16 protein-coding genes are annotated in these 16,753 nt (G+C 40.5%); 12 read left to right on the top strand and 4 right to left on the bottom strand.

Annotated features, from left to right (window positions below; all coding sequences use genetic code 11):
* Positions 1–532: 532 nt before the first annotated feature.
* Both ACE01R_RS14000 and ACE01R_RS13995 read left to right on the top strand, forming a co-directional pair.
* Positions 533–1,501 (top strand): aliphatic sulfonate ABC transporter substrate-binding protein, encoded by a 969-nt coding sequence (locus ACE01R_RS14000; RefSeq protein ID WP_395551913.1) that lies wholly within the window; start codon positions 533–535, stop codon positions 1,499–1,501.
* Positions 1,501–2,331, top strand: a complete 831-nt coding sequence (locus ACE01R_RS13995; protein WP_395551912.1) for an ABC transporter permease — start codon at positions 1,501–1,503, stop codon at positions 2,329–2,331. The genes ACE01R_RS14000 and ACE01R_RS13995 overlap by 1 nt, the downstream gene beginning before the upstream one ends.
* Positions 2,332–2,366: 35 nt before the next feature.
* Here ACE01R_RS13995 and prmC read toward each other — a convergent pair whose 3' ends face one another.
* Together prmC and prfA are read right to left on the bottom strand one after the other, a co-directional pair.
* Positions 2,367–3,185, bottom strand: coding sequence for a peptide chain release factor N(5)-glutamine methyltransferase (gene prmC / locus ACE01R_RS13990; RefSeq protein WP_395551911.1), 819 nt, complete (start codon positions 3,183–3,185; stop codon positions 2,367–2,369).
* Positions 3,185–4,273 carry a peptide chain release factor 1 gene (gene prfA, locus ACE01R_RS13985; RefSeq protein WP_395551910.1) on the bottom strand — a complete coding sequence of 363 codons (1,089 nt, stop codon included), beginning with the start codon at positions 4,271–4,273 and terminating at the stop codon, positions 3,185–3,187. Before prfA ends, prmC begins: the two co-directional genes overlap by 1 nt.
* Before the next feature lie 367 nt (positions 4,274–4,640).
* Here prfA and ACE01R_RS13980 point away from each other — a divergent pair, with 367 nt between their 5' ends.
* The 7 genes from ACE01R_RS13980 (at position 4,641) to ACE01R_RS13950 (ending at position 10,223) form a co-directional block, all read left to right on the top strand.
* Positions 4,641–5,072, top strand: coding sequence for a hypothetical protein (locus ACE01R_RS13980; protein WP_395551909.1), 432 nt, complete (start codon positions 4,641–4,643; stop codon positions 5,070–5,072).
* Between the two features lie 192 nt (positions 5,073–5,264).
* A complete protein-coding gene (locus ACE01R_RS13975; protein ID WP_395551908.1) occupies positions 5,265–5,690 on the top strand; it encodes a glycine zipper domain-containing protein in 426 nt (141 codons plus the stop codon).
* A 447-nt stretch (positions 5,691–6,137) separates the two neighbouring features.
* Positions 6,138–6,647 carry a hypothetical protein gene (locus tag ACE01R_RS13970; RefSeq protein ID WP_395551907.1) on the top strand — a complete coding sequence of 170 codons (510 nt, stop codon included), beginning with the start codon at positions 6,138–6,140 and terminating at the stop codon, positions 6,645–6,647.
* A gap of 163 nt (positions 6,648–6,810) precedes the next feature.
* Entirely contained in the window at positions 6,811–7,812 is a 1,002-nt protein-coding gene (locus tag ACE01R_RS13965) for an LLM class flavin-dependent oxidoreductase (RefSeq protein WP_395551906.1), read from the top strand.
* A gap of 175 nt (positions 7,813–7,987) precedes the next feature.
* The gene (yiaA, locus tag ACE01R_RS13960) at positions 7,988–8,464 is read left to right on the top strand and encodes an inner membrane protein YiaA (RefSeq protein ID WP_395551905.1); all 477 of its coding nucleotides are present in this window, start codon (positions 7,988–7,990) and stop codon (positions 8,462–8,464) included.
* Between the two features lie 254 nt (positions 8,465–8,718).
* The gene (locus ACE01R_RS13955) at positions 8,719–9,648 is read left to right on the top strand and encodes a ferritin-like domain-containing protein (protein ID WP_395551904.1); all 930 of its coding nucleotides are present in this window, start codon (positions 8,719–8,721) and stop codon (positions 9,646–9,648) included.
* A 20-nt stretch (positions 9,649–9,668) separates the two neighbouring features.
* Entirely contained in the window at positions 9,669–10,223 is a 555-nt protein-coding gene (locus ACE01R_RS13950; protein ID WP_395551903.1) for a flavoprotein, read from the top strand.
* A gap of 60 nt (positions 10,224–10,283) precedes the next feature.
* Here ACE01R_RS13950 and ACE01R_RS13945 read toward each other — a convergent pair whose 3' ends face one another.
* Together ACE01R_RS13945 and ACE01R_RS13940 are read right to left on the bottom strand one after the other, a co-directional pair.
* Positions 10,284–10,970: a hypothetical protein gene (locus ACE01R_RS13945; RefSeq protein ID WP_395551902.1), complete on the bottom strand. Its 687-nt coding sequence runs from the start codon at positions 10,968–10,970 to the stop codon at positions 10,284–10,286.
* Between the two features lie 153 nt (positions 10,971–11,123).
* Positions 11,124–11,960, bottom strand: a complete 837-nt coding sequence (locus ACE01R_RS13940) for a pyruvate, water dikinase regulatory protein (protein ID WP_395551901.1) — start codon at positions 11,958–11,960, stop codon at positions 11,124–11,126.
* Between the two features lie 153 nt (positions 11,961–12,113).
* Here ACE01R_RS13940 and ppsA point away from each other — a divergent pair, with 153 nt between their 5' ends.
* The 3 genes from ppsA (at position 12,114) to cyoA (ending at position 16,753) form a co-directional block, all read left to right on the top strand.
* Positions 12,114–14,492: a phosphoenolpyruvate synthase gene (gene ppsA / locus ACE01R_RS13935; RefSeq protein ID WP_395551900.1), complete on the top strand. Its 2,379-nt coding sequence runs from the start codon at positions 12,114–12,116 to the stop codon at positions 14,490–14,492.
* A 101-nt stretch (positions 14,493–14,593) separates the two neighbouring features.
* The gene (locus tag ACE01R_RS13930) at positions 14,594–15,364 is read left to right on the top strand and encodes an RDD family protein (RefSeq protein ID WP_395551899.1); all 771 of its coding nucleotides are present in this window, start codon (positions 14,594–14,596) and stop codon (positions 15,362–15,364) included.
* 318 nt (positions 15,365–15,682) lie between these two features.
* Positions 15,683–16,753: a ubiquinol oxidase subunit II gene (gene cyoA / locus ACE01R_RS13925; protein WP_395551898.1), complete on the top strand. Its 1,071-nt coding sequence runs from the start codon at positions 15,683–15,685 to the stop codon at positions 16,751–16,753.

Below are 16,753 nucleotides of genomic sequence, written 5' to 3'. Positions count from 1 at the left end.
CTTAAAACAAATCAAAAAAAGCGACTCAATCGAGTCGCTTTTTTTTTGAATCAATTTAATTTGTTTGATTTTATATCACGCCCCCAATAGTAGATCTGGCCACATATCTTTTTCTAGTCACATCTCTCATGCATTGCACCAGACAGATCTGAATTACTAATCAAATCCTGTTGTCGGGTTGCATTGCCATTTAAAAACATAGTTTTGACCATTTTCTTTAAGTAATCGTTTTCAGCAATCGCTAAACGCAACCATCAATGTAATTACATAGAAATGACATAAAAATTACAAAATATAATTTTCCTTTAATTGTTTCATATTTTCCTTTTATTCATGTCGATGTATTTTTTTCGTATAAAATGAAAATATAGAAAAATTAAAAATAAATTTAATTATGTTTCAAACACTTAATACAAATTCATCAGCATATCTGGAATTAAGATAATTTTATTAAAATTACTCTTTTGTCTTGCCCTTTGAGTTACTGGCAATATTTGCCGCATCTCATTCAACTCATTTAACCGGGGCGTATATGCAAAATTCTGGCTTTAAAACAAAAATACTCACAGTGATCACATTCGGCTTGGTCAGTCAATATAGCCTGGCAGCCCTCCCGGATACGCTGAAACTCGATTATGCTTATTATGCTCCGACCAGTTTAGTCGTTAAAGAGCAGAAATTATTAGAAAAAGCTTTACCTAAAACCCAGATTAAATGGGTGTTTAGCCAAGGCAGTAACCGTTCGCTCGAATACTTAAATAGTAGCAGTGTAGATTTTTCATCAACCGCCGGTTTGGCTGCTGTCCTGAGCCGTGCGAATGGTAGTCCAATTAAAACCGTCTATATCCAGAGTCAGCCTGAATGGACTGCCTTACTGGTTGCAAAAAATTCGCCTATTAAAAGTATCAAAGATTTAAAAGGGAAAAAAATTGCAGCTACCAAAGGTACAGACCCTTTCCTGTTTACCTTACAAGCACTGGAAACAGCAGGTTTGAATAAAAAGGATGTTCAGCTTGTACACTTGCAGCATCCAGATGGTAAAACGGCGCTTGAACGTGGACAAGTTGATGCCTGGGCCGGTTTAGATCCGTTGATGGCTTCTGCTCAAGTCCAGTCAGGTGCAAAACTGCTATATAGAAATGTCGGTTTTAATAGTTACAGCGTATTAAGTACCAAGGAACAATTTGCCAACCAAAACCCGGAAGCGATTGAAGCGGTGATTAAAGCTTATGAACAGGCGCGTAAATGGGCCAAAGCCAATCCAGCTAAACTGGCTGAATTGCTAGCACGTGAATCTAAACTGCCTATTGCAGTGGCCAAACTTCAATTAAGCCGTACCAATTTTGATCAAAATATTCCAACGCTCAAACATATTAATGCCTTGAAAAAATCAGGAACGATTTTGACTGAAGAGGATTTGGTCCGTAAAGGCACAAATGTCAATCAGGTCATTGATCAACTGTTTGATGCAAAATATGCGAACAAGGCTGTGAAAAAATAATGAGTTCGTCTATAAAAACGAATAAGACACCGATCCAACCTGAAGTTGATAGAGTCCCAGTGCTTGGCTTGCTTAAACTATCAAGCAAGCTGAAGGGGCTGGTCATCCCTGTTTTTGCGTTAATCCTGTGTGAAATTTTGGTTAGAAACGGTTTTATAGAACCCTACCTGCTCCCCGCACCCAGCAGTTTATGGCAATCGTTATTAGAACTGTCTACAGGTGATTTATGGTTGCATATCTGGACCAGTACCTGGCGGGTATTTCTAGGCTTCTTTATTGGTATCGGACTTGCGCTGTTTTTCGCCCTTTTGGTCGGTTTAAACAGGCAAGCTGAGGAGTTTTTAGAGCCTTCTTTTTCAGCGATTAAGTCGATTCCAAGCCTGGCCTGGATTCCATTATTGCTATTATGGTTAGGCATAGATGAAACCTCTAAAATCACTCTGATCGCGATTGGTGCCTTTTTCCCGACCTATACCAATACTGTTGCAGCCATTCAGGGTGTAGACCGTAAACTGATTGAAGTGGCGCAGGTCTACCGTCTGAAATACTTTCAACAAATCAAGGAGATTTTACTTCCTGCGGCGTCCCCCGGTATTTTAACCGGTTTACGCAACAGCCTGAGCTTGTCCTGGATGTTTATGATTGCGGCTGAACTGATTGCAGCCACTCAAGGAATTGGTTATTTGCTCAGTGATGGACGGGAAACGTCCCGACCTGACATTGTCATTATTGCAATTATCTTATTGGCGATTTTAGGCAAAATGACGGATAGCTTAATGAAAATTGCTGAAAACTGGCTGTTACGCTGGCGGGATGTAGTCAAAAAATAAAGCGCATGATGCGCTTTATTTTTTATCTTTTAATATTAATGTGGCCACTGCCCCAAAGTGACACGGTCATTACCGCCATAGTCTTTTACTGTACGAACTTCTTTATATCCGGCTTGGGTAAAAATATGTCGTACAGCATCACCCTGATCGTAGCCATGTTCAAGTACCACCCAACCATTGACGGTTAAATGCTTTTTGCCTTGAACAATAATCTGCTCTAAATCTGCCAAACCGTGTTTGTCTGCCACCAAAGCACGTTCCGGTTCAGTCGCCAAATCCTGCATATGGATATCATCCGCATCAATATACGGCGGATTAGAAACAATGACATCAAAGAATTCACGGCCCAAAGGTTTAAACCAGGAACCACAAACAAAACGCACCTGCTCAAGATCATGCTTTTCAGCATTAAATTGTGCTACATCTAAGGTCGGTTCATAAATATCGGTTGCCGTAACCGACCAGTCTGGACGTTCACTGGCCAGTGATAAGGCAATCGCACCCGTTCCAGTTCCCAAATCGACAATACGGGCATCTTCTGGTAAGTCCAAACGTAAAACAGTTTCAACTAAAACTTCAGTATCCGGACGTGGGACCAAGGTATCTGGAGTGACTTTTAAATCCAGTGTCCAGAAAGGCTGTGATCCTGTGACATAAGCCAAGGGTTCACCTTTTGCAATACGTGCTAAACCTTCAGTATATGCCTGTTCCTGTTCTGCGGTCAGCTCTTGATCTTTTTTCATGATCAAATCAAAAGAATCGATCTTGGTGATATGTTCTAACAACCACGCATTTTCTTGACGTTCATAGCTTTCTGCGTCACCACGTAAGGCCAAGGCCTGTGCAATATTCATTAGCCACCATTCTGCTGTGCAAGAAGTGCCAACTGATCTGCTTGATATTCGCGATGTAAACTATCCAGTAATTCTGTCAAATCACCTTCCATCACTGCATCTAACTTATATAAAGTCAAGTTGATACGATGATCAGTCATACGGCCTTGCGGATAGTTATAAGTACGGATACGCTCCGAACGGTCGCCCGAACCCACCAGGTCACGGCGCATTTCCGAAGTTGCCGCATCGGCTGCCGCACGTTTGGCATTTTCCAGACGTGAAACCAGAAGTGCCATGGCTTTGGCTTTGTTCTTATGCTGTGAACGTTCATCCTGGCATTCAACCACCGTACCGGTTGGAATGTGGGTAATACGTACTGCAGAATCAGTTTTGTTAATGTGCTGACCACCTGCACCAGATGCACGGTAAGTATCAATACGTAAATCTGCCGGGTTAATATCTACTGAAGTATCGACATCCACTTCTGGCAAAATGGCAACTGTACAGGCAGAGGTATGAACACGACCTTGTGATTCGGTTGCAGGTACACGTTGTACACGATGTGCACCACTTTCAAATTTCAGGCGACCATAAACCCCTTCACCATTAATCAGGCAGATGACTTCTTTATAACCGCCATGCTCGCCTTCATTTTCAGACAGGATTTCCAGACGCCAGCCTTGATTTTCAGCATATTTGCTATACATGCGGAATAAATCGCCCGAGAAAATTGCAGCTTCATCACCACCGGTTCCAGCACGAATTTCCAGATAAGCCGAGTTGGCATCATTCGGATCTTTAGGAATCATCAGGATATTTAAGTCTGCTTCTAACTGTTCCAGCAACGCTTTATTGTCTTTTATTTCTTCCTGAGCCATTTCCTTAAAATCAGGATCGCTCAACATGGCTTCAGCAGTTTCTATATCTTCTTCTGCCTGACGGAATTTAGTCCAGACTTCAGTAATTTCGGATAAGTCACTATGTTCACGTGACAATTGACGGAAGCGTTTGTTATCTGAAATCACTTCAACGTCGGCAAGTAATGCGTTTAATTCTTCGTGACGGTCAGAAAGTTGATCTAATCGTAAACGTAACGATTCTTTCATTTTGCTAAATATCTCAATACAAAGGCTATCTCCATGCCTTATATGACATAGATCAGCTCAAAAAAATTGTGCCTAGTGTAACGATTCTAAGGGTTAAATGACATAGATATAGTGGGGACAAAACCACATATAAAAAGAGACTTTCTTAAGATGAATGCTGAATTGATGCCATTTTTATTCATATTTGCCTTGTAAACGCATATTTTGTGAGCAATTTTCAATATTGTTAATATAACTTTACAAAGCAGACACTAAACGCCACAACTCTAGTCGATCCTCTCCACATTGTTGGAAAAAATTTTTGTTACATTTGCCGGCATCGAAATAACTTACATACAACGTTCAGTTTTTGGACATGGAGTTAACTATGAAACTTAATGCATTATTACTCAGCGCAACAATGGCGACTGCATCTTTGTTTACTGTTTCTGCACATGCAGATAACTCTACTCGTATTGCAGCAACGTCTGCATTAGGTAGCGTAGCCGGTACTGCAATTGGTAAACAAATGGGCGGTAATACTGGTGCAATGATTGGCTCTGCTATCGGTGGTGCTGGTGGTGCAGCGGTTTCTGCAGACCGACGTAATCGTACCGGTGCTGCCATCGGTGGCGGTCTAGGCGGTGTAGGTGGTTATGCTGTAGGTAAAAATGTAGGTGGTTCTACTGGTGGCTATATCGGTTCTGCACTAGGCGCTGCAGGTGGTTCGGTACTGGGTAAAAAAGTTTCAGAAGATCGTCGTGCTGACCAACGTAAATACAAAAAACATTCTAAAAAATATTATCGCAGCCATCGTTAATACACGATCTGCAGACAGAACAAAAAAGCACCTTCAGGTGCTTTTTTTCATTTATTGTCCTTATTCCTTGTTAATTATGAATATATTTGGCAGAAAAAAATACAAACTATTTACACGCCATCCATCTTCAACTCCACCGTTTTTACTATATTAATCTCAAGACATAACGAAAGCTTCCAAATGGAGTTTGCCATGAAATTTAATTCAATTTTATTTGCCGCAGTTGTTGCCACTTCAGCAGTAACAGCAACAACTACATATGCGGGTAACAGCACCAATGTTGCTTTGACTTCCGCTCTGGGTAGTGTAGTCGGTACAGCAATTGGTAAAAATATGGGTGGCAATACTGGAGCCATGATTGGTTCTGCGATCGGCGGTGCAGGTGGTGCTGCAGTTTCAGCCAACAAACGTGACCGTACTGGTGCGGCCATTGGTGCAGGTCTTGGTGGTGTAGGTGGTTATACCCTAGGTAAAAACATGGGGGGTTCTACTGGTGGCTATATCGGTTCTGCACTAGGTGCTGCAGGTGGTTCGGTACTGGGTAAAAAAGTCAGTGAAGACCGCCGTTATGACCGCCGTTACAATAGCTATGACAACCGTCGTTACAATCGCCGTTAATTTGCAATGTTTTAAAGCACCTTCGGGTGCTTTTTTCACTATTTACTGCATTTACTTGCAAAGAACATCATCTCCAAATCTAAAAGTATCCATATTTATTTGGAATCCGACCCATTTTCAATATTCTGATTGATGTCCATCGCTTTTCATAAATATGAACTGCATTTGAAATAGACATCCCCTATTCTATTGCATTAAATCGTAGCCTTCTTATATTCCCCTGTTTAGTAAATAACTGCTTTATATCTACAATGCAAAATCCTATTTAATTGATCATGCTTATCTGTTTTTTCAGGTAATAAAGATTGAATAATGTAGTTTATGAATAAATTATGAAGAAAATAGCCGATTAAAATACAAATCATGAACAACTCATACATTTTGCTTTCCACATTTTTTATTACATTTAACTCAAGAAATAACAAAAGCTTCCAAAAGGAGTTTGTCATGAAATTTAATTCAATCATTCTTGCTGCTGTAGTAACTTCATCTGCTTTAACTATGACTACAACAGCCAATGCAGGCAATACAACCAATACAGCCTTAACTTCTGCCTTGGGTGGCGTCGTGGGTGCAGCAGTAGGTAAACAAATGGGTGGTACGACTGGTGCCATGATTGGTTCTGCTATTGGTGGTGGTGCAGGTGCCGGCGTTGCTTCTGACCGCCGTGACCGTACAGGTGCTGTGATCGGTGGTGCTCTGGGCGGTGCCGGTGGCTATACCGTAGGTAAAAACATTGGGGGTACTAACGGCGGTTATATTGGTGCTGGTCTAGGTTCTGCCGGTGGTACAATCCTCGGTAAAAAAGTAAGCGAAGACCGTCGCTACGATGACCGTTATGATCGAGATGACCGTCGCTATAATGACCGCTATGACCGTCGTTATAATAGTTACCGTTACAATGACCGCCACGACAATGGTCGTCACTTAGGCTGGTACAAAAACGGTAAACGTTAATTCATCGCGATATCAAAATACCTTAAAGCACCTTCGGGTGCTTTTTTTATGCTTGCTATAAGCCAAATCAAATACAAGACACACATATATATCGAAAAAAAACGATATACAAGTTCAAGCAGGCAGCGTATGCTTTTCTTAGCCCTAATATTAGAGAAAACAGATGCGTTCTTTAAAAGACACCCAATTTTCAATTCTCGAACTTGCTCCTGTTCGTGATGATAAAAGCATTCAATTTTCACTCCATCATGCTTTGGCACTGGCACAAAAAGCCGAACAATTAGGTTACAAACGTTTGTGGCTTGCAGAACATCACAATATGGATGGTATTGCCAGTTCAGCCACTGCCGTATTACTGGGTTATATCCTCGCCAATACCCAGACTTTAACGGTTGGTTCAGGTGGCATCATGTTACCTAACCATGCTCCTTTGGTCGTTGCAGAACAATTTGGTACCTTGGCTACCCTCTATCCAAATCGTGTTGAACTCGGTTTGGGACGTGCGCCAGGTACAGACCAAGTGACTATGCGTGCCTTACGTCGTGGTCGCCAGGAAACTGAAGACCAGTTCCCACAAGATGTGCTGGAAATTCTGCAATACTTTAAAGCACCCTTACCGCATCAGCGAATTGTTGCAACCCCCGGACAAAATACCCATGTTCCCGTCTGGTTACTCGGTTCAAGTTTATTCAGTGCACAACTGGCTGCAAAATTGGGACTTCCCTATTCATTTGCATCACATTTTGCACCGCGTATGCTGGATCAGGCGATCAAACTGTATAGAGAAAACTTTGAACCGTCTGAATATCTGGATCGACCTTATGTTTCGATGGGGGTTCCAACGGTAGTCGCTCAAACAGATGAAGAAGCTCAATATCTGGCGACCAGTGCCTATCAACGTGTTTTAGGACTCATGCGTGGACAAAGCCTGAAGCTGAAAGCCCCAGTTGAAACCATGGAAGGACTTTGGTCACCCGCAGAAAAAATGTCGGTTGATAATTTCTATGCCATGGCACAAATTGGCTCACCCGCAACAGTCAAGGCCGGATTAGAAAAGCTGCTAGAAAAATATAATGTCAATGAATTTATCTTTACCTGTGATATTTACGATACGGATAAACGTATTGAAAACTTTGAGTTATTAATGAATATCAAAAATTCTTAATCCTTTTAAAATTGCAAATAGCACCTGTATAGGTGCTATTTTTTTATCGCAACTGTCCATTCAGTTTATCACTTATCTATTTTTGCCAATTAGATTGGACAATATTTGCGATCTTGTTTAGCTTAGGCCTAATAGCAGTATAAAAAACAACCCCATATAAAAAATAGAAAATAGAATGAATCAATATATTAACAAACCAACTTCTGCATTTATTGCTGCCAGTTGGGTTGCGCTTATTACCGGGGCAACTGCATATATCATCGGCTTATTTAACGCGCAAATGTTACTGAATGAAAAAGGCTATTATTTAATCCTGATTTTATATGGCTTATTTGCAGCCGTATCTTTGCAAAAGATTGTCCGGGACAAACTCGAAGGCATTGCAGTGACCGCAATTTATTTTGGACTTTGCTGGGCATCCATCGTGATCTGCATCGCATTACTTGCCATTGGTTTATGGAATGCCTCACTGGAATTAAGTGAAAAAGGCTTTTATATCATGGCTTTTTTACTGAGCTTATTTGGTGCTGTTGCAGTGCAAAAGAATATCAGTGATTTAGACTATTTGCGAACTCATACTTCGCCACCAAGCATGCCAGATTATTCATCTACAGAATTGCCCAATTCAGAACTGGAAGATGGAAAAAATTAACTGTCTTTTTAAAAGATGTTCTACTCCATCGAACCCCTTATAATTAAACAATTCCATACATTTTAAAGATAAGACTTGGCCCACAATGACAAGTCTTTATTTTTAATATCAAATAGTTAAATAAATTATTCCAATAAATCAGCAAGCTAAATAATTAACAAAAATGGTCCCCCTACTTTAAGCATTTCGGCAAATTACATTGCCAGGCTTTTTCATACACTTGTAGTTAAATACTGATTTTACAGGTGTGCATGATGGCTTCAATCGACTTGGAACAAATGCTGGATAAGGTCAAAAATACCCAATGGACTTTATCTGATATTGACTGGCATGCACCAGGAAAAGAATTGATCACTGCTGAGCAATGGCCAAATCTCAAAGAATTTATGGCCGATTTAATGTGGATTGAACATGTAGGTGCACGCGCTTTTGCGGCAATGTCAAAAAAAGCGCCCAACCCGGTCCTGGCTGAAATGTATGCCATTTTTCATGCAGAAGAACAACGGCATGCCAATGCAGAAATGGCACTGATGAAACGCTGGGGCATGCTCGAAAATGACATCCCCAAACCCAATAAAAATCTGCGTCTGATTATCAAATGGTTAGATCGTTATGCAGATGATATGCCCTTCTATATTTTAGGTGCGGTCATTCCAATGCTGGAAGTTGCCCTGGATGGTGCTTTATGTACTTTTTTACTGGACAGCGTAGATGATCCGGTTTGTCATCAGGCATTTAAGTTAATCAATGGCGATGAAGCGCGTCATCTCGGTGTGGGATTTAGTGTCATGGAAGCCCAAGGCTATAATAAAACCTTTATTCAACTTGCACAGATGGCTGCCAAAGCCATAGACCCACGCATGTTACTCGGTATTTTGGTTTATTTACCCCTGATCAATAAAATGCGTGACAATGTTATAAAATTAGGGCTTGCAGAAGAAAAACTCTATGCTGCAATGAATAAGTTTTCCAGAATTGGCGGTAGAACTGCCGCTGGACGTCGTAATCCCTGGTATCAGATTATCCAGTTTCATGCTTATAAAGTGATCGACCGAAAGCAAAAATGGTTCCATATTCCTGTCGATACTATGGTGGCGATGACTGACAAGATTCCAGAAAAATCTTTACCCAAAGTTCCATCTTGGATATACCAGTTACCAGCAGAACCAACTGCAACGAAGTAAAAATAAGAAAGGATATGAAAATGGTTAACAAGAAAAAGAATCCATTGGATGGTTTCTTTCAAAATTCGCCCGATTTTTTCCAGAAATTCCAGGGAAAAATCGTCGCTTCTGAAGATATCAAAAATTTTGATTTTACTGATTTAAACGTAGCGGTTGTCGGGGGCAACCAAATGACCGTCATGCATCTGGAATACATCTGCAATACTGCAAAATTTGTAAAAGTATTTCAAATTATGCCACTTTTTATTTTGCCGAAAACTGAAAAAGGCATTCACAAACTGCTTTCCCATCCTTTAATTATCAAGAATCGTCGTTTATTTAATAACCGGGTCAAATCTTTACTGGCGATTCGCTATCTGGAATCACAAGTACAGGATACCTGGTTAAAACGCCAGCTCATGCCCAATTCAGCATCTGGGAATAAGGTTTTTCTCAAATCGGATAGTTATTACACCGCACTACAACGGAAAAACTGCAAGCTGATTACCTGGCCTGTGGTAAAAATCACTGAAAATGCAGTACAAAGCATGGAAGGTGTTGAACATATCATCGATGTGATTATTACTACCTATTGATGGTTTCAATATAAGTTTCAAAATAAAAAAGAGGCATATTAACCTCTTTTTTTTTGCGGTTTATTTTACCGTGCCGATATATTGATAATGATTTTGATTTTTTTGATAACGCAAATAGTTTTGAGTTAATGCACCAGATGGCTTGATAACTAAAATATCAATATGGTTAAGATCTTTAGCAATACGAATATAGTGCTGGTTCATATCAAAAGGCTGGATATTTTTGGGATAATAATTGCAATCATAACTGACATCGATATGATCAAGTGATTTTGTTTTAGTTTTAAAGACATTCACACTTTTATATTGTGTATTTTGAATTTGTGTAGCTTGAATGTCATATGCACCCACACAACTGCTACCAATATACGTCCGGGAAATAAAATAAGTGGGGACTTTATTTAACTCAGTTTGCTGAATGGATTTTATAAATCCATTGTCATCTAATGCTTGTGTAATGACTTTGTCCTTATGTTTAAACTGCACATAAGACTCAAATTCTCGCATCGTACCGCCTGCAGAAACATCAAATGTATAAAATTTAAGCTTTCGATCAGGGCTATAATTCAGAAAAATCATATTTTTGCTGATTAATTTTTTAAACGCATAACTAAAACTTTGAGGATTTTGCTCAATAAACGTAGCAATTTTCGAGGCAACTTCCTGATTCACTCCCTCATTTTCATAGCGCTCAGTTAAACGGCTTTGATCATATTGTTTGATAATACTGGCTTCAAAATCAGCCACAGATGCTGCAAAAGCCGGATTATTTTCCAGACTTATCACAGTGAAAAAAAGAGCAATCACTGTGAACTTTAATACTTTATTCATATAATTGCCCTCTTTATTTTCAATTATAAAAAAGTGGAATTAAACTTTGATTTACCCCCACTTTTAAAATTAACCAATCCGGCGTTTTAAACCTGTCATCTGTAACACACGGGTTGAAATTTCTTCAATCGACATTTCAGAAACGTTCAGATATTTAATACCTTCTGAAATATAAATGCCTTCTACAGCTCGAAGTTCCATCTGGCATTGGTTAAAACTTGCATAGCGACTATTGGCTTTACGCTCGCTACGAATCGCTACAAGTCGGTCAGCATCAATCATCAAGCCAAATAGCTTATGTTTGTGGGCTTTTAACACTGCAGGTAAACGGTTGTCATCCAGGTCTTCTTCGGTTAGCGGATAGTTTGCAACACGAATTCCAAACTGTAATGACAAGTAAATTGAAGTCGGTGTTTTACCTGAACGGGAAACCCCTATCAGGATCAAATCGGCCTTGTCATAATGACGTGTACGTGCGCCATCATCGTTATCCAGGGCAAAATGAACCGCATCAATACGTGCCTTATAAGACTCAGAATCGGTTACAGCATGGGTTTGTCCGACTAAAGTTGTAGGTGCAGTACCCAAGACTTCAGACAGCTTACCAATAAGCCCTTCAAAAACATCAAGATTTACGGCATTTGCCGTATTGATAATGTCTCGAACATAAGGGTCTACCAGGGTATCAAATACCAAAGGTTGTTGCCCATCTTGATCAGCGCGTTTGTTAATTTCAGCTACAACATTCATTGCAGCTTCTTCGGAACTAATATAAGGAATAATATGAATGTCAAAATCTACATGAGGAAACTGTGCTAACAGTGAGTGTCCAAGGGTTTCAGCAGTAATTGCCGTCCCATCGGAGATAAAAAAAACACTGCGCTTAATCTGTTTACCTTCTGACATTAAAATTCTCCTTAAATATTTGTCTTAGTGCTATATAATCTTTATAGTAAACCATCTTACATGACTGTCGCCCAGTAAATTCTAAAAGCTCGGCGATTTGCTATAATTTCATGCCAAGATAGTGATTAATACTGCATAAGTGGAGTAACAACTTTGGAAGCGCGCGTAATTGGTCTAGAAAAATTAGGGAAACACGACGTTGAACTCGTTGGTGGGAAAAACTCATCATTGGGTGAAATGATCAGCCATTTATCAAATGCTGGTGTGTCGGTGCCAGGTGGTTTCGCAACAACTGCTGAAGCATACCGTGAATTCCTCGAGCAAAGCGGACTAAACGCTAAAATCAACGCAGAGCTTGCAGCGCTAAATGTTGATGACGTAAATGCTTTGGCTGAAACAGGCGCTAAAATTCGTCAATGGATTGTAGAAACTCCTCTTACTGCAGAATTAGAACAAGAAGTTCGTGCAGCATTTGCAGAACTTTCTAACGGTAACCCAGACATCGCAGTTGCGGTTCGCTCATCAGCAACAGCAGAAGATTTACCTGATGCTTCATTTGCTGGTCAGCAAGAAACTTTCTTGAACATTCGCGGTATCGACAACGTATTAATCGCGATCAAAGAAGTATTTGCATCTTTGTACAACGACCGCGCCATTTCTTACCGTGTACACCAAAACTTTGCTCATGACATTGTAGCTTTGTCTGCGGGTGTACAACGTATGGTACGTTCTGAAACTGGCGCAGCGGGTGTAATGTTTACACTGGATACAGAATCTGGTTTCCGTGATGCAGTATTCATCACCGCTTCTTATGGCTTGGGTGAAATGGTCGTTCAAGGTGCTGTAAACCCTGACGAATTCTATATTTCTAAACCGCTTCTTAAAAACGGCAAGCACTCTATCCTACGTCGTAACTTGGGCTCTAAACACCAAAAAATGATTTATGGTGAAGAAGGCGCTGCAGGTAAATCTGTGGTTATTGTTGACGTTGAAAAAGCAGATCGCCAACAATTTGCTTTAAATGATCACGAACTTCAAGAACTTGCTAAACAAGCATTGATCATTGAAGAACATTATCAAGCGCCTATGGATATTGAATGGGCGAAAGATGGTGATGACGGTCAAATCTATATCGTTCAAGCACGTCCTGAAACTGTGAAAAGCCGTGAAAATGTCGGCACTATGGAACGTTACCTGCTGAAACAAAAAGGTACTGTCGTTTGTGAAGGTCGTTCAATCGGTCAACGTATCGGTTCTGGTAAAGTCCGCATCGTAACTTCTATTAAAGAAATGGACAAAGTACAAGACGGTGACGTACTTGTATCAGACATGACTGACCCGGATTGGGAACCAGTGATGAAACGTGCTGCTGCCATTGTCACTAACCGTGGTGGTCGTACTTGTCACGCTGCCATCATTGCACGTGAACTTGGTGTTCCAGCAATTGTAGGTTGTGGTAATGCAACTGAAGTACTCACTGATGGTCAAGAAGTAACTGTTTCTTGTGCCGAAGGTGACACAGGCTTTATCTATGAAGGTGCTTTGGATTTCGAAGTTCAACGTAACTCTATCGAATCTATGCCTGCGCTTCCATTTAAAGTCATGATGAACGTGGGTAACCCTGACCGTGCATTTGACTTTGCGCAAATTCCAAACGCAGGTATTGGTCTGGCACGTCTTGAATTCATCATTAACCGTATGATTGGTGTGCATCCTAAAGCATTGCTCAACATTGACAGCCTTCCACGCGAAACTCGCGCTGCTGTAATGGCACGTACTGCAGGTTACGCTTCTCCTATCGAATTCTATGTAGAAAAATTGGTTGAAGGTATTTCTACCCTTGCTGCTGCATTCGCTGACAAACCAGTGATCGTGCGTATGTCTGACTTTAAGTCAAACGAATATGCAAACTTGATCGGTGGTAAGCTATACGAACCAGAAGAAGAAAACCCAATGCTTGGTTTCCGTGGTGCAAGCCGCTACGTTTCTGACAACTTCCGTGACTGTTTCGAACTTGAATGCCGTGCGTTGAAAAAAGTTCGTGACGAAATGGGCTTAACCAATGTACAGATCATGATTCCATTCGTACGTACCGTTGCTGAAGCAAAACGTGTGATTGAATTGCTGGCATTGAACGGTCTTAAACGTGGTGAAAATGGTCTTAAAGTGATCATGATGTGCGAATTGCCAACCAACGCATTGTTAGCTGAACAATTCCTTGAACACTTCGATGGTTTCTCTATCGGTTCTAACGACTTGACTCAGTTAACTCTTGGTCTAGACCGTGACTCTGGTATTGTTTCTCACTTGTTTGATGAACGCGACCCAGCTGTTAAAGCCCTTCTTTCTATGGCTATCCATGCATGTCGTAAAGCAGGCAAATATGTAGGTATTTGTGGTCAAGGTCCTTCTGATCACCCTGACCTGGCTAAATGGTTGATGGAACAAGGTATTGAGTCAGTATCTCTGAACCCAGACTCAGTTTTAGACACTTGGTTCTTCCTTGCAGAAGAAAAAGCTCAACAAGCTTAATAAACTATGTTAAAAAAAGACCCACATGTGGGTCTTTTTTTTCATCTATAATTTAAAGGTTTGCTATACAAACCTAATTTACGTTTTGAGATTTAATATTTATGCAAATTTACTTGGCTCGTAATAATCAACAAGCTGGTCCATACACCTTAGAGCAGTTGAATCAAATGCTCGCTAGTCAGCAAGTTCTGCTTACAGATTTGGCTTGGCATCAAGGTATGACCGAATGGAAGGCTTTAGGTGAATTAACCCAAGGTAAACTTGTATATGCACCTGAAGGCTATACCGCACCTACGTCTTTTCCAGAACCAAGTTCTTTACAGAATTCGGGTATTCGTAAAATTCAGGTTGAAAAGAAAGCAACGGCCCAAAAAGAACTTGCTTCGATTACAACCCGAATTTTAGCGAAAATCATTGACTTGCTGCTCTGGTTACCTGCAGCCGCAATTCCTTCATTTTTTCTAAAACCAGAACAGTTTAACCAATTATCCGAGATCCAGCAAAAAATGCAAACGGCCGAGAGTTCAACTCAAGCCATGCAATTGCAACAGGAATTATTTATCCTTATCCCCCCTGAAGCCTGGCAGACCATGTTTGTTTACCTCATCATCATGCTAGGTATACAGGCCTTTATGTTGGCAAAATCAGGACAAAGCATCGGTAAAAAACTGACTAAAATTAAGATTGTAGATGCCGACAGTGGCGAAAAAGTCAGTCTGATGCGTGCTTTCACTTTACGCAGCTTTATTTTTATCGTGTTAAATTTGTTATTTATGCCATTTATTACAATTATTGATCATATCTTTGCACTGGGTGAAAAGCGCCAGACCTTACATGATAAACTGGCTAAAACCAAAGTGGTTAAACAATAATCATTTAATTAAACAGGGATTATTTTTATATCCCTGTTTTTTCTCCATAATATTGATATTAAAATAAAATCCAATTATTAGCAGTTTAATTCCGAGTAAAAAAATCAGTTTTTATAACAGGTATTTAAAGCCACTTTACATATAGCTTAGTTTGTCGATATCAGGCATAATGCCCTACAACGTAGCGGTGTCTCATGATTGGGAAGGCTTTACTATGATTAGGTTTTCTAAGTGAAAATAAACATTTCCAATCATGCGACACTTTAATCGCTATCCCATATTAAATTAGGGAATGGGACTCTTCACCGAGGTTGTAAAATGAGACAAACAATTTTAGCTGTATTGTCTTTATCTGCGATGGCTGCACTCTTGACTGGGTGTGGCGGTGATTTAGTACTTCTGAACTCTAAAGGTCCAGTTGCTGAAGGTCAATCAAACCTCATGTTGACTGCGATTTACTTAATGCTATTGGTGGTTATTCCATCAGCGATTATGGCATTATGGTTCGGATGGAAATATCGCGCGTCGAATAAAGATGCAGACTATAAACCTACATGGGCACACTCTACTGCAATTGAAATTGTAGTATGGGGTATTCCTGTCATTATTATTGGTATTTTAGCTTGGTTAACTTGGTGGGGTTCCCACAAGTATGACCCATACCGTCCGCTAGAATCAGATAAAGCACCTTTAAATGTTCAGGTTATTGCTGAACAATTTAAATGGATTTTCATCTACCCAGAACAAAACATTGCGACTGTTAACGAAATTCGTTTCCCAGAAAAAACTCCGGTTAGCCTGCGTTTAACTTCTAACTTCACAATGAACTCGTTCTTCATCCCTGCATTGTCTGGTCAGATTTATGCTATGGCGGGTATGCAAACTCACCTGAACTTCTTGGCAAATGAAACCAGTCCTGCCGAAGGCTTCCGCGGTTTCTCTTCTAACTATTCAGGTTATGGTTTCTCGCAAATGCGTTTCCGTGCACACTCTGTGACTGATGCTCAGTTTGCTGAATGGGTTGCTGCAGTTAAAGCGGGTAATGGTAATACCATTAATCCTCAAGCTGTTCAAAAAACAGTTTTAGATCAAGCTGAATTTGCAACCTTACGTGACGGTAACCGCTCTAAGCACCAAATCGAAGCAATCGTTGCGAAAGCGCAAACTCCTGAAGAGAAGGCTGCTGCTGAAGCGTTGAAGCCTTATCCGACTAAGCCACACCCAGTGACTTATTATTCTTCAGTAGAACCTAAACTGTTCGAATCTGTGATTAACAAATACATGAGTAATTACCACGGTGCTGATCACTCAGCCGCTGCTGGTCATGAAGCTGCTGCTTCTGAAGCTCATGCAAATGTTGAACATGCGACTGCTTCTGTAGAGGAATAA

Origin of the sequence: Acinetobacter sp. BSP-28 (assembly GCF_044130285.1) — a bacterium.
GTDB lineage: Bacteria > Pseudomonadota > Gammaproteobacteria > Pseudomonadales > Moraxellaceae > Acinetobacter.
This window is presented reverse-complemented; position numbering and strand designations above follow the sequence as displayed.